The organism is Pseudoflavonifractor sp. BSD2780061688st1 E11 (assembly GCF_005844125.1).
GTDB lineage: Bacteria > Bacillota > Clostridia > Lachnospirales > Lachnospiraceae > Sellimonas > Sellimonas catena.
In genome coordinates this window covers 179834-199901 of sequence record NZ_SPHM01000002.1, presented here as the reverse complement: position 1 = coordinate 199901, position 20068 = coordinate 179834, and the positions used below count along the sequence as shown (strand labels likewise).

At 44.5% G+C, this 20068-nt stretch carries 16 protein-coding genes and 1 pseudogene; 15 read left to right on the top strand and 2 right to left on the bottom strand.

What is annotated here, in order from left to right:
* Positions 1-117 precede the first annotated feature (117 nt).
* Genes FGQ85_RS01860 through FGQ85_RS01845 form a run of 4 tightly spaced genes read left to right on the top strand, consistent with a single transcriptional unit; the run spans position 118 to position 5118 of the window.
* Complete coding sequence (locus FGQ85_RS01860; RefSeq protein ID WP_138372492.1) at positions 118-792, top strand: response regulator transcription factor; 675 nt, start codon at positions 118-120, stop codon at positions 790-792.
* Positions 793-796: 4 nt separating this feature from the next.
* Positions 797-1717, top strand: a complete 921-nt coding sequence (locus tag FGQ85_RS01855) for a HAMP domain-containing sensor histidine kinase (RefSeq protein ID WP_138372491.1) — start codon at positions 797-799, stop codon at positions 1715-1717.
* A 57-nt stretch (positions 1718-1774) separates the two neighbouring features.
* Positions 1775-2485, top strand: a complete 711-nt coding sequence (locus tag FGQ85_RS01850) for an ABC transporter ATP-binding protein (protein WP_138372490.1) — start codon at positions 1775-1777, stop codon at positions 2483-2485.
* The gene (locus tag FGQ85_RS01845) at positions 2479-5118 is read left to right on the top strand and encodes an FtsX-like permease family protein (protein WP_138372489.1); all 2640 of its coding nucleotides are present in this window, start codon (positions 2479-2481) and stop codon (positions 5116-5118) included. Before FGQ85_RS01850 ends, FGQ85_RS01845 begins: the two co-directional genes overlap by 7 nt.
* Here FGQ85_RS01845 and FGQ85_RS01840 read toward each other — a convergent pair.
* Positions 5108-5986, bottom strand: a complete 879-nt coding sequence (locus FGQ85_RS01840; RefSeq protein ID WP_138372488.1) for a LysR family transcriptional regulator — start codon at positions 5984-5986, stop codon at positions 5108-5110. The two genes, FGQ85_RS01845 and FGQ85_RS01840, sit on opposite strands and share 11 nt — an antisense overlap.
* A 116-nt stretch (positions 5987-6102) precedes the next feature.
* Between FGQ85_RS01840 and FGQ85_RS01835 the strand changes: the two genes are divergently transcribed.
* The 6 genes and pseudogenes from FGQ85_RS01835 to fucO form a co-directional block, all read left to right on the top strand.
* Positions 6103-7110 (top strand): alpha/beta hydrolase, encoded by a 1008-nt coding sequence (locus tag FGQ85_RS01835; RefSeq protein ID WP_138372487.1) that lies wholly within the window; start codon positions 6103-6105, stop codon positions 7108-7110.
* A gap of 128 nt (positions 7111-7238) precedes the next feature.
* Positions 7239-8366 (top strand): ROK family transcriptional regulator, encoded by a 1128-nt coding sequence (locus tag FGQ85_RS01830; protein ID WP_087252821.1) that lies wholly within the window; start codon positions 7239-7241, stop codon positions 8364-8366.
* 219 nt (positions 8367-8585) lie between these two features.
* The gene (locus FGQ85_RS01825) at positions 8586-9635 is read left to right on the top strand and encodes an NAD(P)-dependent alcohol dehydrogenase (protein WP_138372486.1); all 1050 of its coding nucleotides are present in this window, start codon (positions 8586-8588) and stop codon (positions 9633-9635) included.
* Between the two features lie 83 nt (positions 9636-9718).
* Complete coding sequence (locus FGQ85_RS01820) at positions 9719-11095, top strand: MFS transporter (RefSeq protein ID WP_087252819.1); 1377 nt, start codon at positions 9719-9721, stop codon at positions 11093-11095.
* A complete protein-coding gene (locus tag FGQ85_RS01815; RefSeq protein WP_138372485.1) occupies positions 11088-11894 on the top strand; it encodes a carbohydrate kinase in 807 nt (268 codons plus the stop codon). The genes FGQ85_RS01820 and FGQ85_RS01815 overlap by 8 nt, the downstream gene beginning before the upstream one ends.
* Positions 11833-12855 (top strand): annotated as a pseudogene (fucO, locus tag FGQ85_RS01810) (lactaldehyde reductase); the annotation flags it as partial. The gene FGQ85_RS01815 and the pseudogene fucO, both read left to right, overlap by 62 nt.
* 89 nt (positions 12856-12944) lie before the next feature.
* On the opposite strand, the gene FGQ85_RS01805 reads toward fucO, so the two are convergent.
* Positions 12945-13622: an alpha/beta hydrolase-fold protein gene (locus tag FGQ85_RS01805; RefSeq protein ID WP_138372484.1), complete on the bottom strand. Its 678-nt coding sequence runs from the start codon at positions 13620-13622 to the stop codon at positions 12945-12947.
* 230 nt (positions 13623-13852) lie between these two features.
* Here FGQ85_RS01805 and FGQ85_RS01800 point away from each other — a divergent pair, with 230 nt between their 5' ends.
* From FGQ85_RS01800 to mgrA, 5 genes are all read left to right on the top strand, one after another.
* On the top strand, positions 13853-14068 hold the full coding sequence (locus tag FGQ85_RS01800) for a hypothetical protein (protein WP_242958991.1): 216 nt from the start codon (positions 13853-13855) through the stop codon (positions 14066-14068).
* A gap of 143 nt (positions 14069-14211) precedes the next feature.
* The gene (locus FGQ85_RS01795; protein ID WP_138372483.1) at positions 14212-15912 is read left to right on the top strand and encodes a M3 family oligoendopeptidase; all 1701 of its coding nucleotides are present in this window, start codon (positions 14212-14214) and stop codon (positions 15910-15912) included.
* A 97-nt stretch (positions 15913-16009) separates the two neighbouring features.
* A complete protein-coding gene (locus FGQ85_RS01790) occupies positions 16010-16843 on the top strand; it encodes an acyltransferase domain-containing protein (RefSeq protein ID WP_138372482.1) in 834 nt (277 codons plus the stop codon).
* Between the two features lie 251 nt (positions 16844-17094).
* Complete coding sequence (locus tag FGQ85_RS01785; RefSeq protein ID WP_087168400.1) at positions 17095-19044, top strand: fructose-1,6-bisphosphatase; 1950 nt, start codon at positions 17095-17097, stop codon at positions 19042-19044.
* Positions 19045-19055: 11 nt separating this feature from the next.
* On the top strand, positions 19056-20057 hold the full coding sequence (gene mgrA / locus FGQ85_RS01780) for an L-glyceraldehyde 3-phosphate reductase (RefSeq protein WP_087168399.1): 1002 nt from the start codon (positions 19056-19058) through the stop codon (positions 20055-20057).
* Positions 20058-20068 lie beyond the last annotated feature (11 nt).

The following is a 20068-nucleotide window of genomic DNA, read 5'->3' as shown; positions in this document are numbered from 1 at the left end:
ATAAATACAAAAACTGCTACTTTTTTTGGAAAAAAGTGATGGAAATGCGTACCTTGCACTAGCCGTCGCGCTAGCGACTTGGTACAATTGAAAAAACTGCTGAAAAGGAACTGCAACATGAATCAATATAAACTGTTAATAATAGAAGATGATACGGATTTAAGAGAAGGCTTATCCTTCTCTTTTTCCGGTGATGGATACGATATTACAGAAGTAGGATCCAAAAGGGAAGGCTTGCGGGAAATAGAGAAGGGGCTGTACGATATTGTCCTTTTGGACTGCAATCTGCCGGACGGAACCGGGTTTGAGCTTTGCAAAGAGGTGCGGAGCTACAGTAATGTTCCGATTATCATGCTGACTGCCCGTGATACCGAGCTGGACGAGATTCAGGCGTTGGAACTGGGAGTCAATGACTACTTGTCCAAGCCATTTTCACTTGGCGTATTAAAGGCGAGAATGAAGCGGATTTTACAGGAAAAAGTGGAAACTGCAAAGATTGTCACCGGATCATTAAGCGTCGATCAGAGCAGCTGCAAAGTGTGGAAACGGGGAGAGGAAATTCCGCTTAGTAAATTAGAATATCGTTTACTTTTATACCTGATCGAGAATAAGAACCATATTCTTTCTAAAGATCAGATTTTAGAGAAAATATGGGACAGTAATGGGAAATATGTAGATAACAATACGTTGTCTGTCAATATCAGCAGGCTTCGTACGAAAATAGAAGATGATGCATCCAATCCTGTGCATATCAAAACGGTGCATGGAATCGGATACATCTGGAAGGAATAAAACGATGTGGATTACGATCATCTTAGCCGTGCTTTTGGTTTTATCCGTCTGCTACGGCATTTATCAGAAAAGAAAAACATACCGCATGATTGACCGCCTGCTGGACAGCGTATTAAATCAGGAAATGATTGTATATTCTGATGTCGAGGAAGGAGAATATTCGGCCCTGATCAGCAAGATCAAGCAGATTCAGGAAGTGCTTGGTAATCATGCACAAAGTGCAGAGCGGGAAAAGGAGCAGGTGAAAAGTCTGGTGTCCAATATGTCCCACCAGCTGAAAACCCCGCTTGCGAATCTTTCTCTTTATACGGAAATTCTGGAGACAGGTGAGCTGGCGCCGGAGAAGAAAGCGGAATTTGCGGATAAAATGCAGAGACAGATTGAAAAGCTGAACTGGATTGTAGAGTCTCTTTCGAAAATGGTGAAGCTGGAGCAAAATATTGATGAATTTGAAGTGCAAGATACGAAGATAAAGCAGACCATTCTGGATGCGGTGGATGCAGTCTATGCGAAACTGGAGAAAAAGGGAATCCGCCTTGAAATGGAAGAATTTGATGATAGACTGCTATATCACAATCGGAAGTGGACCGTCGAAGTATTTGTGAATCTATTGGAAAATGCCATAAAGTATACAGAACCAGGCGGAGCGATTCGGATTCAGGTTCGCCCGTATGAACTGTATACAGAAATTCAGATTGCAGATACGGGACGGGGCATCCGGCAGGAAGAACTGACAGATATTTTCAAACGGTTTTACAGAAGTCCGGAAGTGGAGAATATGGAAGGCTCCGGGATCGGCCTGTATCTGTCGAATCTGATTCTGGAAAAAGAGAAGGGTTACATCACAGCTGTTTCCGAGTATGGAAAAGGCAGCTGTTTTTCTGTGTTCTTACAAAACTGTAAGAACGAATCATCCGTTTTGTAACGAAATTGCAAGATCCTCCCTCTATACTGGAGGTATCAAGAAAAGGAGCGATGACGGATGAGTATTTTAGAATTACAGAATGTGGAAAAAATATACGGCGAAAAAGAAAATCAGGTCAAGGCATTACGAAATATCAATCTGCAGGTGGAAGAGGGCGAGTTTGTTGCTATCGTAGGCACGTCCGGCTCGGGCAAATCGACACTTCTCAATTTAATCGGTGCTTTGGACAATCCGACACGAGGAAAGATTTTCATCAAGAAAAGGGAAATCGGTTCTTTGTCGAGGAAAGAACTGATTATCTTCCGGAGAAGAAATATTGGTTTTGTCTTTCAGAATTACAGCTTGATGCCGGTGCTGAATGTATATGACAACGTGGCCCTGCCGGTCACCTTTGACAGGGGAAGGCATATCAACCGCAAGTACATGGAAGAACTGCTGCGGGAGCTTGGCATCTGGGAAAAGCGTAAGAAATATCCAAATGAACTGTCGGGCGGACAGCAGCAGAGAGTAGCCATTGCAAGGGCGCTTGTCAATAAACCGCAGCTTCTCCTTTGCGATGAACCGACAGGAAATCTGGATTCGGCGACAACGATTGAGGTCATGGGGTTATTAAAAACGAGCTGCAGAAAGTATAAGCAGACAATCCTGATGGTAACCCACAACGAAGCCATCGCCCAGACGTGTGACCGGGTGATCCACATTGAAGATGGATGTATTGTTACGGGAAAGAGAGACATCCCGGTAAAAGGCGGTGATGGCGTATGTTAAAACTGGCGTGGAAATACATGCGGTATTACAAAAGCCAGACACTGGCCATTTTTGTGAGCGTCTTATTAACAGCGTCACTGCTTTCTGGAATCAGTTCTCTGATTTACAGCAGCCAGAAAAGTGATTTGGCAAACAGGAAGACCATTTACGGTGACTGGCATTATTATGTTGAGACAGACAAAGAAACATATGTGTCTGTGCAGAGCGGCGACAAGGGAGACGGATATGATCTGGAACAATGTGGAAAGATGGAAATCCGCGATGTGGTTTCGGAAGAATTTTTAATCACGTTTATTCATGCGGACGAAACTTACCGCCAGATGGCACATAGAGAACTGCTGGAGGGAACCTTCCCGGAAAAGGAAAATGAAATTGCGGCGGACGGATATGTACTCAGCAATCTTGGATTTTCCGGTAATCCTGGGGATTCTCTTCGGATTGGCGAGAAGGATTATGTGGTAACAGGGGTGCTCAAAAGTGAATGGGCGGCAAGCTCCAGTGAGATGGAAGTCTTTGTGAGCGATTCCTTTGTTGGAAGGGGAAGTCAGACGTTTCTGTATTTGAAATTTGATGAAGACAAGAAGCTGTACAGGCAGCTGGATGCGTTTTTACAGGAACACCGGATTTCCTCCGAGGCTGTTGTCGGGAACGATGAAGTCACACAGTATCTTGGCGGCGAGAAACCCCAGAGCTTTTATGATACCGTGAAATTCGGATTGACCAGCGAGGAAGGGAATTTTACCTATATTGTCCTGCAATTACAAAGCGATTACAATCTGGCTTACTATGGAATGATTCTGCTGCTGTGTCTGTTCAGCCTTTTTATTGTATACAGTGTATTTAATATTTCTGTGTCAAAGAGGACTTCCGAATATGCCATGCTGCAGACATTAGGAGTCAGTGAGCAGCAGATCGGTGGCACGTTGCTTCTGGAACTATGGATACTGTTTCTCGTTGGATATCCCCTTGGATGCCTTTTAGGCAACGGGATGCTAAGCCTTGTGTATCAGAGATTCAGTGGAGTTTTTGGAGAACAGGTGTTATCTGTCGCAGACCAGACGCTGGCAGAAGGAAGCGGAGGGATTCAGTTTTATCTTTCCTGGGGCGCAATGGTATTTGGATTTGTGTTCCTGCTGATTTCATTTGCGCTGATTGCGTTCCTTGTAGTCCGGTCCATGCGAAAACAGTCCTTGAAAGAAGGAATGAGCGGCGATCTTTCTTTTACAAAAAGAAGAAAAATCTATGCACTGCGTCATGTGAACATGGCAGGAGTGGTAGTAAGGAAATTTATGTTTGCGAACAGGAGGAAAGTGGTTGGGATTCTGTTGTCCCTGTCCATTGGCGGCTGTATTTTCTTATGTACCACTTATATGGTAGAGAATTTGAAAGTGCATGTGGAGCTTTCTCTGAAATCGGACGACGGACTTAGTTCGGAATACCGGATTGGTCTAAAGTCTAATTCACTGGAAGATACGATTCCGGAATCGGTGGCGGATCAAATAAAAAGTATGCCGGAAACAGATCAGGTCTACGCAACGAAGTATACGCTGGGAGAAATACAGCTTACAAAAGGTGAATTTCTGGCGGATGAGAGATGGAAAGACTTTTTTCAATATCAAAATGAGGAACCGTATTTTATTCAGAGGTATGCGGGGATCTGCAATCAGCAGGAGGATGGAACGTACCGGATTAAATATGATGTGTACGGTTACGATGAGGCGATGATGGAACAGCTTCGTGACTATGTTCTGGAGGGAGAGATTCTGCCGGAAACCATAAAAAAGGAAAACCAGGTGATTGTGACGGCAAATATGGATGGGCAGGGGAATTACTATTTTTATGGGAAAAAGCCGGGAGATACGATTACGCTGCGGGTTCCAAAGCCAGAGGCGTATACAGATGACCTGCTGAAATTTCAGAGTGAGGAAGAAAATTATATAGAAAAAGAATTTGTCATCGTGGCCATTGTAAGCAGACCGCTGGCTCAGGAACAGGATTTCTTGAATACGGAAGTCTGGGAAAATGCGCAAAGCATCATTATGACAAATGAACAGATGAAAGAAAACTTCGGAATCACGAATTACAGTTTTATCCATGCGTCACCGGCAGAAGGAGCAGAGACGGCAAGCGTAAGTAATCAATTATTGCAGACGATTCGTGATGTCCCAAAAGCAGTATTGCAGGATTATACTTCCGCGATTGAGACACAGAGGAATTATCTGAACCAGCAGCAGATTTTCTTCTCCAGCATTGCCGTGATTCTGCTCATCATCAGCCTGTTCCACATCATGAACAGTATGAATCACACCATTCTAGCAAGGAGAAAGGAATACGGAATCATGCGTGCCATGGGGATTACGGACAGTGGCTTTTACAAAATGATCCTGCAGACAGGTATTTTGTATGGATTACTGGCAGATGCATTGATCTTCGTATGTTATCATTACATTTTCCGTAGAGTCATGGATTACTACATGGCACATGTCGTACAGTTTTTACATGTAACCTCCACGGTCCCGAACATGGTTTTGGCCGGAATCATGGTGTTGAATGTGGTGCTTGCCATTGTGGCGGTGATGATTCCGGCACGGAAGATGATACGCGAAAATATTATCAGTGAGATCAGACGGTAAACCGCTCTTTTACCATTTCCAGCATCCGCTCTGCAATCGGAGTAAATACCTGATATTTTTTCCAGATCAGGTAGATACTGGTTTCGAGCTTCGGATTCAGCGGGCGAAAGACAAGTCCGCTGTCCGGATGGGTGTCAATGAGGTGGTCAAAGGTCAGGAGATACCCCAGTCCTTCCCGGACGAAAATGGAGCCATTGTAAGAAAGGCGGAAAGAGCCTTCCAGTTGCAGCTCATCCATACGACTGCCGCACCATCTGGCAATATCATGGTTCCATCCCTGTTCCGAGCAGAACAGAGGGAGCCCGGTCAGATCATCGACTGTAACAGCAGATTTTCCGGCCAGCGGACATTCGGCAGGCATGATAAGGCCCCACACATCCGGTTCGGGAAATTTCAGGAAATGATACCGGGCAGGATCTGGCTCCTGGGCCAGTACGGCAAAGTCAATAATTCCTTTGTCCAGTTTTTCTGTAACCTGCTCGGTATCGCCGCTGGTAATATGATAATGAAGAGCGGGATAGGTTGTTTTCATGGTACGGATCACAGCGGCAAGATGCCGGATCTGATAGGATTCTGCAAGACCCAGATAAATATCGCCGCCCAGAATATCGTCCAGAGTATGAAATTCTTCTGTGATTTTATCTGCCATTTTGACAAGATCTTCCGCACGTTTCCGCAGCAGAATCCCTTCTTCGGTGAGCTGAATGCTGAAACTGTGTCTCGTAAAAAGTTTCTTTCCAAGTTCCTCTTCCAGGGCTTTCAGCTGTTTGGAAAGAGTGGGCTGAGTGACGTGAAGCTGCTCGGCGGCCCGTGTCATATTTTCTTCCCGTGCAACAGCAAGAAAGTAGTTTAATGTTTTTAATTCCATTCCAATCTCTGCCTCCTGATATTCTAAAAAATTATATCACGATATAAATTATAACCATTAGCGACAGGGAAAACAAGAAGATATAATAAAGACAGAATGAAAGGATGGTAATGGACATGACTGATACTCAAAAGCTGAATTTAACGGAAGAATGGGATAAAATATTTCCGAAAAGTGAAAAGGTGAATCACCGGAAGGTGACATTTCACAACCGGTATGGAATTACCCTGGCGGCGGATATTTATGAACCGGAAGAGAGCGCCGGAAAACTGCCGGCCATTGCGGTGTGCGGACCATTCGGAGCGGTGAAGGAGCAGGCAGCAGGACTCTATGCCCAGACTATGGCAGAGAGAGGGTTTCTTACGATTGCATTTGATCCTTCTTTTACCGGGGAAAGCGGGGGCGAACCGAGGTACATGGCCTCCCCGGATATCAATACGGAAGATTTTCAGGCAGCGGTTGATTTTCTCTCTGTACAGGATAACGTAGACCCGGAGAAAATCGGTATCATCGGCATCTGCGGATGGGGCGGCGTGGCGCTGAACACGGCGGCACTGGATACCCGGATCAAAGCGACGGTGACGTCTACCATGTACGATATGTCCCGTGTCAATGCAAACGGATATTTTGACGCAGAGGATTCTGCAGATGCCAGATATGCAAAGAAAGAGGCGCTGAATGCACAACGGATCGTAGACTACAAAAACGGAAGCTACGCACTGGGCGGCGGCGTGGTGGATCCGCTCCCGGAAGATGCGCCGTTCTTCGTGGCAGATTATCACGATTATTATAAGACAGACCGCGGCTATCACAAACGCTCCTTAAATTCCAATGGAGGATGGAATGTCATCGGCTGTATGTCGTTTCTGAATCAGCCGATTCTGAAATACAGCAACGAAATCCGCAGCGCGGTGCTGATGATGCATGGGGAGAAGGCGCATTCCTGTTACTTCAGCCGTGATGCCTATGCTGCGATGGTCAAAGAGAATCCATATGCGGATAATAAGGAATTACTGATTATTCCGGATGCGGTGCATACCGATCTGTACGATGGAGGCGGAAAGGATGCGATTCCATTTGACAAGATGGAACAGTTTTTCCGGACTTATTTAAACTGTAAATAGATGGACAGGAATGCTGACAGAAAAACAAATTTATAAATAAAAACGAAAGCCAGTATGGTAAAGTTGCTTTCTGGAAGACAGAATGTTATACTAAAGAAAACACTTTAATAAAGTATGGGTGATATAACATGGAAAGAAAGCAGACAACAAATATGGAGGTAAAGAAAGCAAACAGAAATCGTGTTTTCAGGTATATCTGTAAGCGTGGAACTGCCTCTAATCCGGAAATCTCGTATGATATGAAGATGAGTCTTCCTACTGTGACGCAGATCACAAAAGAGTTGATTGAGAAGGGCTTCATTGAAGAAACCGGAGAACTGCAGTCTACTGGAGGAAGACGTGCGAAGGCACTCTCAACTGTGATAAATGTAAGGCAGGCTGTAGGATTAGATATTACGAAAAACCATATTAGCTTTGTGCTTACGAATCTTACCGGTGAGATTTTAAAGCATGTGCGTATTTATCTTCCGTATGCCCATGAGCCGACTTATTATCATAAGGTGAAAGAGGAACTGGAATGTTTTCTGGATGAAAGCAATGCTGACCGTAAAAGAATTTTGGGTATAGGAATTTCTTTTCCTGGAATCATTGATTTGGATAGACAGTTAATTACGTATTCGCATATCCTTGGGGTAGAAATGATACCTTTTGATTCCATAAGCAGTTTTTTTGATTATCCCTGTTGTTTTGTGAATGATGCGAATGCGGGAGCTTATGCGGAAGGAATTTGTTCAGATGAACGAGAGCGTTTTTTCTACTTGTCTTTAAGTAATACAGTTGGAGGGGCAATTTTTGATAATAATGGGCTCGTACAGGGCAAGCATTTTCGCTGCGGAGAAGTCGGGCACATGACTGTGATTCCGGATGGAAAGATATGCTATTGCGGGAAAAAAGGATGCCTGGATGCGTATTGCAGTGCGGCAATTTTGTCAGATGCAGCAGGAGGAAAATTAGAAAAGTTCTTTGAGCTATTGGAGAAGAAAGATCCAAAGGTGGCAGATATATGGGATGTCTATACAGGCTATCTTGCTGTGGCATTAAATAATATCCGGATGCTCCTTGATTGTGATATTATTCTGGGAGGATATGTGGGAAGCTATATAGAGCCTTATTTACCGGATCTATGGAATAAAGTATCGGAACGGAATACATTTACAGAGGATCAACAATTTGTAAATAGCTGCAGATATAAGGTTGGGGCAGCGGCGCTAGGAGCAGCACTGGAAGTAATTGAAAATTTTGTAAAACAGATATAAACTGCACGCAGGTGCTTTTACAGGAGACTTCAGAAATGGAGTCTCTTTTTTTGATGCAGTTTTACTAAAACGTAAGATGTCTTTTTGAAGATAATGACGAAATAATACTTGATTGCCAGGAACTATTGACAAAAAGTGGAATAGGATATAAAGTAAAAAACATAATAAAACTATTTAATTAAGTATAAAATAAAGTAACATAAAAAGGAGGAAATAATAATGAAAGGAAAGATGAAAGTTGCTGTCATGCTGGGAATCGGAAAGATGGGATTTGAAGAGCGGGATATTCCAAATCCAAAAGATGACGAGGTATTGGTAAAACTGGAATATGTGGGTATCTGCGGAAGTGACCTGCATTATTATGAAACAGGGGCCATTGGAGACTATGTGGTAAATCCGCCTTTTGTGCTGGGTCATGAACCGGGAGGAACTGTTGTCGAAGTTGGTAAGAATGTAAAGCATTTAAAGGTTGGAGACAGAGTTGCTTTGGAACCAGGAAAAACCTGTGGACACTGTGAATTTTGTAAAACGGGACGTTACAATCTGTGCCCGGATGTGGTGTTCTTTGCAACACCTCCTGTAGACGGCGTATTTCAAGAATATGTTGCTCACGAAGCAGATCTGTGTTTCAAACTTCCAGATAATGTAAGTACGCTGGAAGGTGCTTTGATTGAGCCATTGGCAGTAGGGTTCCATGCAGCGATTCAGGGAGAGGCACACCTTGGACAGCGGGCTGTTGTCATGGGCGCAGGCTGTATCGGTCTTGTTTCAATGATGGCATTGAAAGCAAGAGGAGTGTCGGAAGTGTATGTGGTGGACATTATGGAGAAACGGCTTGAAAAAGCATTGGAACTGGGGGCGACGGAAGTTATTAATGGCGCAAAGGAAAATGTACTGGAACGGGTAAAGCAGCTGACAGATGGAGCTGGTGTAGATCTGGTAATTGAAACAGCGGGTACGGAAATTACAACAAGGCAGGCAATTCATATGGCAAAAAAAGGCTCCAATATTGTTCTTGTGGGATATAGCAAGAGTGGAGAGATGACACTTCCGATGAGTCTTGCACTGGACAAAGAACTGACCTTTAAGACCGTATTCCGTTACCGTCATATTTATCCAATGGCGATTGATGCGGTTGCAGCAGGAAAAGTAAATCTGAAGGGGATTGTAACGGATATATTTGGATTGGACGAAGCACAGAAAGCAATGGATTATAGTGTGAATAATAAAGCGGATATTGTGAAGGCTGTTATCCGTATTACAGAATAAGGAAACAAATTTTTTCAATTACCGGCCCGGATCAGGAAAAAGTAGAGCCAGCCAGTATTTGTAATTGATAAAGGAGAATTGTAATGAATCAGAAAGATACAAACGTAAAAGTACCACTGATCAGTAAGATTGCATACGGTATGGGAGATGTGGGATGCAATTTCAGCTGGATGTTCGTGGGAAATTTCCTGATGATATTCTATACAGATATTTTTGGAATTAGTATGGGAGCGGTGGCAGGTCTGATGTTGTTCTCACGATTTTGGGATGCAATTAATGATCCGATTATTGGCGGATTAAGCGATAAAACCCATACGAAATGGGGAAGATACAGACCATGGCTTTTGGTGGCGGCACCATTGACAGCCGTGATACTGATCTTGACGTTTTGGGCACATCCGGATTGGTCGTCCACTGCAAAGGTCATCTATATGGCAATCACTTATTGTATTCTTGTATTAGGTTATACGTGCGTGAATATTCCTTATGGGACACTGTGTGGAGCAATGACACAGAATATAGAAGAACGGGCGAAAATCAATACATTCCGATCTGTCAGTGCAATGATTGCGATTGGCATTATCAATATTGTGACGGTTCCTCTTATTGGAAGGCTTGGTGGTGGAAATGATCAAAAGGGATATTTATTGATTGCTGTTTTATATGGATGTATTTTCGCAGCGTGTCATATTTTCTGCTTCGCAAAAACAAAAGAAGTGGTGGAAGTACCGGAGAAAGAAAAAATTTCTATAAAGGTTCAGTTAGCGACTGTGACAAAAAATCGTCCATATATGATCGCTCTTGCAGGACAATTTCTGTTCGGTGTGACACTCTATGGAAGAAATGCGGATGCATTATACTATTTTACCTATGTGGAGGGAAACGAAGCGTTATTTAGCACCTATTCTTTGTTTATTATTCTTCCATCTATTATTGGTGCTGCCTGCTTTCCACTGGTATTTCGGCTTACCAATAATAAAGGACGTTCTGCTTCCATCTTTGCACTGTTGACGGGAATTAGTATGTTCTGTATGTACTTCTTTACAGTTGGAGAAAATCCTGTTCCATTTTATACATTTTCTTGTCTGGCACAATTTTTCTTTTCCGGTTTTAATACTGCGATCTATGCGATTGTTCCGGATTGTGTGGAGTATGGAGAATGGAAGACCGGACTCAGAAATGATGGATTTCAGTATGCATTTATTTCACTGGGAAACAAAATCGGAATGGCGATTGGAACTTCTGTACTTGCAGGTGTTTTGAGCATGTTTGGATATGTTGCAAACCAGCAGCAGAATGCAGCGGTATTATCCATTATTAAACATTCTTTTACAACAGTTCCGGGGATACTCTGGATCGTAACGGCGATAGTTTTGTATTTCTATCGTTTGAATAAGAAAGCATATAATAAAATTGTGAAGGAAATACAGGAAAGAAAGGTTGAGGGCAAGCATGTATGATGTTGTTGCGTTAGGCGAGCTGTTGATTGACTTCATCCAGAATGGGAACAGCTCCAATGGGAATCCGGTATTTGAAGCAAATCCAGGAGGTGCACCATGTAATGTGCTGTCAATGCTGACCGGGTTGGGTTATAAAACTGCCTTTATAGGAAAGGTCGGAGACGACTATTTTGGGAAAATGCTTGGGAATACCATCAAAAGAATTGGCATCTCCGACAAAGGTTTGATTTATGATAAGGAAGTGAATACTACCCTTGCGATAGTACATACGATGGAAGATGGAGACAGGGATTTTTCCTTTTATAGAAAGCCAGGGGCTGATATTATGCTGGATGAAAAAGACGTATGTAAAGAATTGATTGAAAATTGTCGTATTTTTCATTTTGGCTCCCTTTCATTAACGGATGAGCCGGCGGCTACGGCGACAAAGGCTGCTGTTACTTATGCAAAACAGATGGGAAGATGGATTTCTTTTGATCCGAATTTAAGAAAAACATTATGGAATGATTTGGAACATGCAAAGACAGCTATCTGGTATGGAATACAAGAATGTGACATTTTAAAGATTGCAGACGATGAAATAGAATGGTTGACTGGAACAAATGATTATGATCAAGGGGTAAGGATCATAAGAAAACAGTCAAAGGCAAAAATGATTAATGTGACATTGGGGAAAAAAGGAAGTATTTCGTATTATTGTAATGAAAAAGTTTTTGGAAAACCATTTCTCAGCAAGGCTACAGTTTGGAGTGACCGGAAAAGTGACAAAAGTGCTGGAAGATGCAGGACTTGCCTATGAAATGTATTCTGACATCAAGGCAAATCCAACGATTGAGAACGTACAGCACGGGGTTGAGGCATTTAAGGCAGCAAAGGCAGATTATATCATTGCGATTGGTGGAGGTTCCTCCATGGATACGGCAAAGGCGATCGGAATTATCATTGCCAATCCGGAATTTGAGGACGTAAGAAGCCTGGAAGGAACAGCGCCTACGAAAAATCCTTGTGTGCCAACGATTGCTGTGCCGACCACAGCAGGAACTGCAGCGGAAGTAACGATCAACTATGTTATTACAGACGTTGAAAGAAAGAGAAAATTCGTTTGTGTAGACCCGCATGACATGCCGGTTGTTGCAGTCGTGGATCCGGATATGATGTCTTCCATGCCGAAAGGACTGACAGCATCAACGGGAATGGATGCTCTGACACATGCCATCGAAGGATATACGACAAAAGCAGCGTGGGAAATGACCGATATGTTCCACCTGAAAGCAATCGAAATCATCAGCAGATCCCTCCGGAGCGCAGTGGCAGGAGAAGCAGAAGGCCGGGAAGGCATGGCTCTTGGCCAGTACATTGCCGGTATGGGATTCTCCAATGTAGGACTTGGAATCGCTCATTCCATGGCACATACATTGGGAGCAGTTTATGATACTCCGCATGGTGTTGCATGCGCAATGATGCTGCCGATCGTAATGGAGTACAACGCTGACTGCACAGGAGAAAAGTACCGTGAAATTGCAAGAGCAATAGGTGTAAAAGGTGTGGACGAGATGTCTGTTGAAGAATACCGGAAAGCAGCAATCGATGCCGTTCAGCAGCTGTCTGTAGATGTTGGAATCCCGACAAAACTGGAAGCATTAAAAGAAGAAGATCTGGACTTCCTTGCAGAATCTGCTCATGCAGATGCATGTGCGCCGGGCAACCCGAAAGACGCAAGCGTGGAAGATCTGAAAGATCTGTTCCGCAGATTGATGTGAAAACAGTTAGAAAAAGCAAAAAACCCGCTGGTGCCTTTGTGTGGGGCATTCAGCGATTTTTTTAGATATTTCATCATACGGCCTGAAGCTCAATGCTGTTCTGTGATCCATTGAATACCTGCTGCTGTTCTTTGATCCGGATGATCAAAATGCCCGCCTTCATTCCACTCAAAGGTTACGTGGATGTTCTGTGACTGAAAACAGGAGACGGCCTTTTCCGTATGATGTGCGACTGTTTTCATGAGCGGATTTCTTGTTTTGTGCTCCTTCTTTCCAAGAGAAAGGTAAATACAGTCCGGCCGGACAGCCAAGGAATGGGATTCCATGTATTCGGAGAAGCCGGGAAACCACAGAGAACCGGATATACTGGCAGCTCTGGAAAACAGATCTGTGTGATAGAGCGTATAGATGGCGAACAGCCCGGCAAGAGAATAGCCAGCGATTCCTCTCCAGACTGGTTCGGATCCGATCCGCCGTTCAGCTTCAGGAAGAATCTGCTCTGTCAGCTGGTGGATGTATGCGTCAGCGCCTCCGGTAAAAGGATCACCTTTTGGAAAGACAGCCGGACAGTCCCAGGGTGCCATATCGTGATTCCAGGAAAGATCACTGATCGAAACAAGTGTAAGATCCGGACAGCCGTATTCCAGCAGATACCGGGAGATGCAGGCACCTTCGTCCTTAACCGAAGGAAGATAAATAACGGGTGCGTCCGGTCGTCTGCCAGGTAAAATGGAAATCTGATTTTGGCCCAATGAAAAAGACTGCATAAAACGTTCTTCCTTTCTTTTCATATCGTTTAATTAAATATAGAAATAGTATAGCAGAAAGAAAACCAACCGGAAAGAGTTTGAAAAGATACAGCGGGCATTCTGGAAATTCCATATTTGATAATTTTTTATCAGAAATTCTTTGACAACAGAAAAAGGAAGGACTATACTAAAAGTTAGAAATAACTAATTAAAGAAAGAAGGCCTTAAAATTGGGAAGGTATTATCGAGTGGCAAAAAATCTGACAGAGGAGATGGTTTCGGAAATCCTGAAAGAGATGTTGGAAATCCCGGAGGTGGAACGGGCAGAGTTTACGGAAGATAATACGAAAATACTGGTTCTGACACAGGAGGAGCAGTATCCCGAAGTCATGACGAGAATCGTCAATATCTTCAGCCGTGTTGGACACGGATGCGAATTATCGTTTGCCGGATTTGCACATTAGGAAGAGCGTGTGAGGGCACAAAAACAGAATAGACAGACAGAAAAAGGCGGGGAGACGACTGGAAAATGTCGTACTCCCCGCCTTTTTTTGCCTGTATGAATGTGGTATACTGAATCTATCTTAAGACAGGAGGGAAATGTCATATGGAGAGAAAGGAAACATTCAGCGAATTTTCTTACAAAAGAATCGATCTCGAGGAAGTGAAAAAGAAGATCAGGGAAATCACAGAAGAGGTAAAACAGGCATCTTCTGCCGAAGAGCAGGCAGCGGCCATTTACCGGATGAATGAAGTGGAAAAGGAGATTTCCACAGCAGATTCTCTCGTATACATCCGTTATACGGTGAATACGAAAGATGAATTTTATGCAAAAGAGCGGGAATATAACGACCGGATTTCTCCGATTCTCGAAGAAGAGATGCAGAAATACAAGGAAGCGCTGCTTCATTCGCCATTCCGGAAAGAACTGGAGGAAAAATTCGGGAAAGTGATCTTTTTGAATCTGGATCTTGCGATGAAAGGATTTTCCCCGGAAATAACCGGGCTTCTTCAGGAGGAGAGTACGCTGCAGACCCGGTATCAGTCTCTGCTTGCAGGAGCGCAGATCAAATTTCAGGGCGGACAGTATAATCTTTCCCAGATGGGACTGTTTATGCAGAGCCAGGACCGTGAGATCCGGAAGGAAGCGTACGAAGCCTACGGGAAGTTTTTTGATGATCATCAGGAAGAACTGGATGAAATTTTTGATCAACTGGTGAAAAACCGTACCGAGCAGGCACACCGCCTTGGCATGAAAAATTTCGTGGAGCTTGGCTATGTGCGCCGCCAGAGAAACTGCTATGCACCGGAAGCTATTGCGGACTTCCGTGATCAGGTGGTTCGGGATCTCGTTCCGGTTGTCTGTGAAATCAAGAAGACACAGGCAGAGTGTATCGGTGTAGATCATTTGAAAATATACGATGATTCCTTCCGTTTCCCGGATGGCAATGCGGTTCCGCAGGGGACGCCGGAGGAAATCATGGAGGCAGGACGCCGGATGTATACGGAAATGTCCCCGGAGACTGCGGATTTTATCAAAATGATGTTCGAACGGGAGCTTTTCGATGTGGTAGCTAAACCGGGGAAAGCGACCGGCGGTTACTGCTGTGATATACCGGGCTATGGCTGTCCGTTTATCTTTTCCAATTTTAACGGTACGGCAGGAGATGTGGATGTGCTGACCCACGAAGCGGGACATGCTTTTGCCTCCTACATGGCGGAAAAGCACATCGATCTGCTTTCCATGCATCTGCCGTCCATGGAAGCTGCAGAGACTCACTCCATGTCCATGGAATTTTTTGCGACACCGTGGTATGAGCTGTTCTTCAAACATCAGACAAAGAAATATGAAGTTTCCCACCTTGAGGGAACGCTGAATTTTATTCCATATGGATGTCTGGTGGATCACTTCCAGCAGGTAGTCTATGAGCATCCGGAGATGACGCCGCAGGAGCGCAACGAAGCGTGGCTGAAGCTGGAAAAACGGTACCGCCCGTATCTGGATCTGGAGGGAATTCCTTTTTATGAAAGAGGAGCCGGATGGCAGAGACAGAACCATATTTACGCATCACCGTTTTACTATATTGATTACTGTCTGGCACAGACCGTGGCGCTGCAGTTCTGGCTGGAAATCGAAAAAGACTGGGATCAGGCCTGGGTAAAATACAAAGAGTTTGTAAAACGCGGAGGTACGGATACATTCCTCGGACTGGTAAAGGGAGCGGGACTGACTTCTCCGATGGAGGACGGATGTCTCCGTTCGATCGCGGAGTATTCCGGTAAGTGGCTGGAAAAGCATAAAATCTGAAGTGTTTAAGAAATAGGATGTTAAAAATAACATCAATGGATGGACTGAGAAAGGGACAAGCTTTCTCAGTCCGTAACTATGTTATGGAGGTGACAGAATGACCTTGCATACCATGCTTTCAGAACTGCATTACCGGGATCAGATTCAGGAAGCGGTTCAAAAGGAAATAAACAGGCTGGGTGACACAGTGGAAGTGCTTGCAGACAAAGCGTATCAGGGAGAGGATTTCCAGTTTTTCCTGTGTGATCAGGTTCCGGCTGTCCGTTTAACTGTCATTACCTGTCTTCTTGTGGAGAAATATGAAGAATACAGGGCACGGGGAATCTCGGACAGTATTATTTTTGATACCTTCCAGGATGTTACGCTGCGGGCAGAGATTTATTTTCAGAAAACCGGCCGGGCCGGGCTTGAAAAAGACGATGTGATCTGGTTTCGCCACATTATGAATGCTGAGATTTTTAAAATTGGCTCTTTGCAGTTTCAGCCATTCCAAATGGTATATCTGGATGATGATTATTTTTATATGATTTATTCCACGAATGCACAAGAACTTCTTCCCTGCGGCTGTCCGGTGTTAAACTGTCATGTTCAAAGAGGGGCAGATCTGCATACAGAGGCGGTGGAGGACTCCTTCCAAAGAGCGAAAAAGTTCTTTGCTCAGATTGATCCTGAAACGAAATATAAGGCTTTTCTGTGTTACAGCTGGCTGCTTTATCCGCCGATGATCCAAGCTCTTTCTCCGTCCTCCCATATCAGGCAGTTTGCGGAAAAGTTTCAGATAATTGGTACAAGCAGAAATTCAGATCAGGCAATGGAAAATCTTTTTAACGGGAAAGAAAAGAGACTTACTCCAGACTCTACGTTCCTTCAAAGGATGGCATTGAAGCAGGAAGAGAGGTTTGGATTTGGCTGTGGTGTTATTTTGCTTTAATTTGAGTGGAAATTGAACGAGAAATTTACGCACTGATAAGAAAATATGATATAATCATTTCATCAGGTAAAGTGATACGGAAAACCTGCGGGCAGTGAGATGATTTGAAGCAGAGAAACGAGGCGGGAATTGGTCAGACCAGTTCCTGTCTGTTTTATAATAATCAAATATAGAGCAGGGATTCTGGCAGGGGAAATACCTGGTTTTCGAAAGGCTTTAAATCCGTTTCGCGCCGCGGTAAGGAGGAGAATATGGAGCAAAATAAATATCTGGAATATCTGGCTGAACTGTATCCGACAATCGAGAAGGCATCCACTGAGATTATCAATCTCCAGTCAATTATCAACCTTCCGAAAGGAACGGAACATTTTCTGTCGGATATTCACGGGGAATACGAGGCCTTTTCCCATGTGCTGAGAAATGGTTCGGGTGCCGTGCGAAAGAAGATTGATGATGTATTCGGACATACCCTTGGTACGGCGGAGAAGAGGTCGGTCGCAACATTAATTTATTATCCGAGAGAAAAGCTGGAACAGCTAAGACAGTCCGGGGAGGACATGCAGAACTGGTATCGAGTGACGCTTTACCGTCTGATCGAACTTTGCAGAGTCGTTTCTTCCAAGTATACCAGATCCAAGGTACGGAAAGCGCTGCCGCCGGATTATGCTTACGTTATTGAAGAGCTGATTACAGAGAAGCCGGAACTTTCGGACAAAGAGGCGTATTATGAGGCCATCATTCAGACGATTCTGGATATCGGGAGGGCAGAGCCTTTCATTATAGCGATGGCAGAATTGATACAGAGGCTTGTGGTAGACCATCTGCATATTATCGGCGATATTTTTGACAGGGGACCTCTGCCGCACCAGATCATGGACTGCCTGATGGACTATCATTCACTGGATATTCAATGGGGAAATCATGACGTCCTCTGGATGGGAGCCGCAGCCGGACAACAGGCATGTATCGCGACGGTGATTCGCCTGTGCCTCCGGTACGGAAATCTGGACATTCTGGAGGATGGATACGGCATCAACATGCTTCCGCTTGTAACCTTTACGCTGGAGACCTATGTGGATGACGAAGCCCGGCAGTTCGGAATCAAAACCCAGCAGGAAAAAGCAGATATTTCGCTGGCGCTTCAGCAGAGAATGCACAAGGCAATTTCAGTGATTCAGTTTAAAATTGAAGGACAGCTTGCCAGCGAAAATCCGGAGTTTGGAATGAATGGACGTTGTCTCCTTGATCAGATTGACTACGAAACAAATCAGATCAGGATTGACAGAAAACAGTATGAGCTTTTGGACGGGCGGTTTCCGACAATCGATCCGGCTGAGCCATATGCCCTGAGCGAACAGGAGAAAAACGTGATGGAGAGGCTGACACGGGCCTTCAAAAACTGTGAGAAACTGCAGAAGCATGTGAAGTTCCTGTTAAAGAAGGGCAGCCTTTATAAAGTATACAATGGAAATCTTCTGTATCATGGATGTGTGCCGATGAATGAGGACGGAAGCTTTATGGAAGTTCCGGTTTATGGGCAGACTTATCATGGAAAGGCACTCTACGATGTCCTGGAACAGTATGTGCGTAAAGCATTCTTCTCAATGGAAGAGGAGGAGAAAGAACGGGGCAGGAATATTCTCTGGTTTTTATGGTCTGCACCGGGATCTCCGCTCTATGGCAGAAGTAAGATGGCGACCTTTGAGCGGTATCTGATTGCAGAAAAAGAAACGCATCAGGAAGTAAAAAATGCGTATTATCAACTTCTGGAAAAGAAAGAGACGGCAGAGAAAATCCTGAAAGAATTCGGACTGGAAGGGGAAGAGGCACGTATTATTAACGGGCATGTTCCGGTGCATCAGAAAGAAGGAGAAAGTCCTGTCAAATGCGAAGGCAAACTTCTGATTATCGATGGCGGATTTTCCAGAGCATATCACAGGGAAACCGGAATCGCCGGATATACGCTGATTTATAATTCCTACGGAATGTCGCTTGCGGCACACGAGCCGTTTGAGACGACAGAAATCGCCATTCAGGAGGAAAAAGATATTGTCTCCCATCAGATTGCGGTGAATTACAGCCACAAGCGCCAGACAGTGGGAGATACGGATAACGGAAAACAGCTTCTGAAAAAGATTGGGGAATTAAAGGAACTGATCGGCGCATACCGGTCAGGAACAATTAAAGAGAGAGGAAATTAAGGAGGAGCAACATGTATCAGGCAGCAGAAACAAGATATCAGGGGATGAGCTATGCAAAATGCGGGAAGAGCGGACTGAAGCTCCCGGCAGTTTCATTCGGACTGTGGCATAATTTTGGCAGCAATGCAGCATATGACAGAATGAAGGAACTGGTATTTACCGCGTTTGATCTGGGAATTACCCACTTTGATCTCGCGAATAACTATGGGCCGGTACCGGGAAGCGCTGAGGAGAATTTCGGACGGATTTTAAAGAATGAGATGGCAGCGTACCGGGACGAGATGATTATCAGCACAAAGGCAGGATACGACATGTGGGACGGCCCTTATGGAACAGGAGGAAGCAGAAAGTATCTGACAGCCAGCCTGGATCAGAGCCTGAAGAGAATGGGACTGGACTATGTGGATATTTTCTACCACCACTGCATGGATCCGGAAACACCGCTGGAAGAGTCGATGGGCGCTCTTGCGTCAATTGTCAAAAGCGGGAAGGCATTGTATGCAGGGATTTCCAACTATGATGGAGAGACGATGGAAAAAGCGGCAGATCTTCTGGAATCTTATCATTGTCCGTTTATCATCAACCAGAACCGCTACTCGATCTTTGACCGTTCGATCGAAGAAAACGGATTGAAGGCAGCGGCAAAACAGCGTGAAAAAGGGATCATTGCATACAGCCCGCTGGCACAGGGAATGCTTACGGACCGTTATCTGAATGGCATACCGGACGACAGCCGGATCCGGACAGACGGAAGATTCCTGAAAGAAAGTGCTCTGACAGACGAGCGGATTCACCAGATCCGTGCCTTGAAAGAACTGGCATCCCAGAGAGGACAGACCCTTTCACAGATGGCCTTGAACTGGGTATTAAAAGACAAAGAAGTGACAAGTGTTCTTGTAGGAGCATCCAGACCGTCTCAGCTTATGGAAAATGTCGGAGCGGTTAGCAGAACGCCGTTTTCTGAGGAAGAACTGGAACAGATCGATAAAATCAGCTTAAAGAAATTCAACTAATATAAAATGAG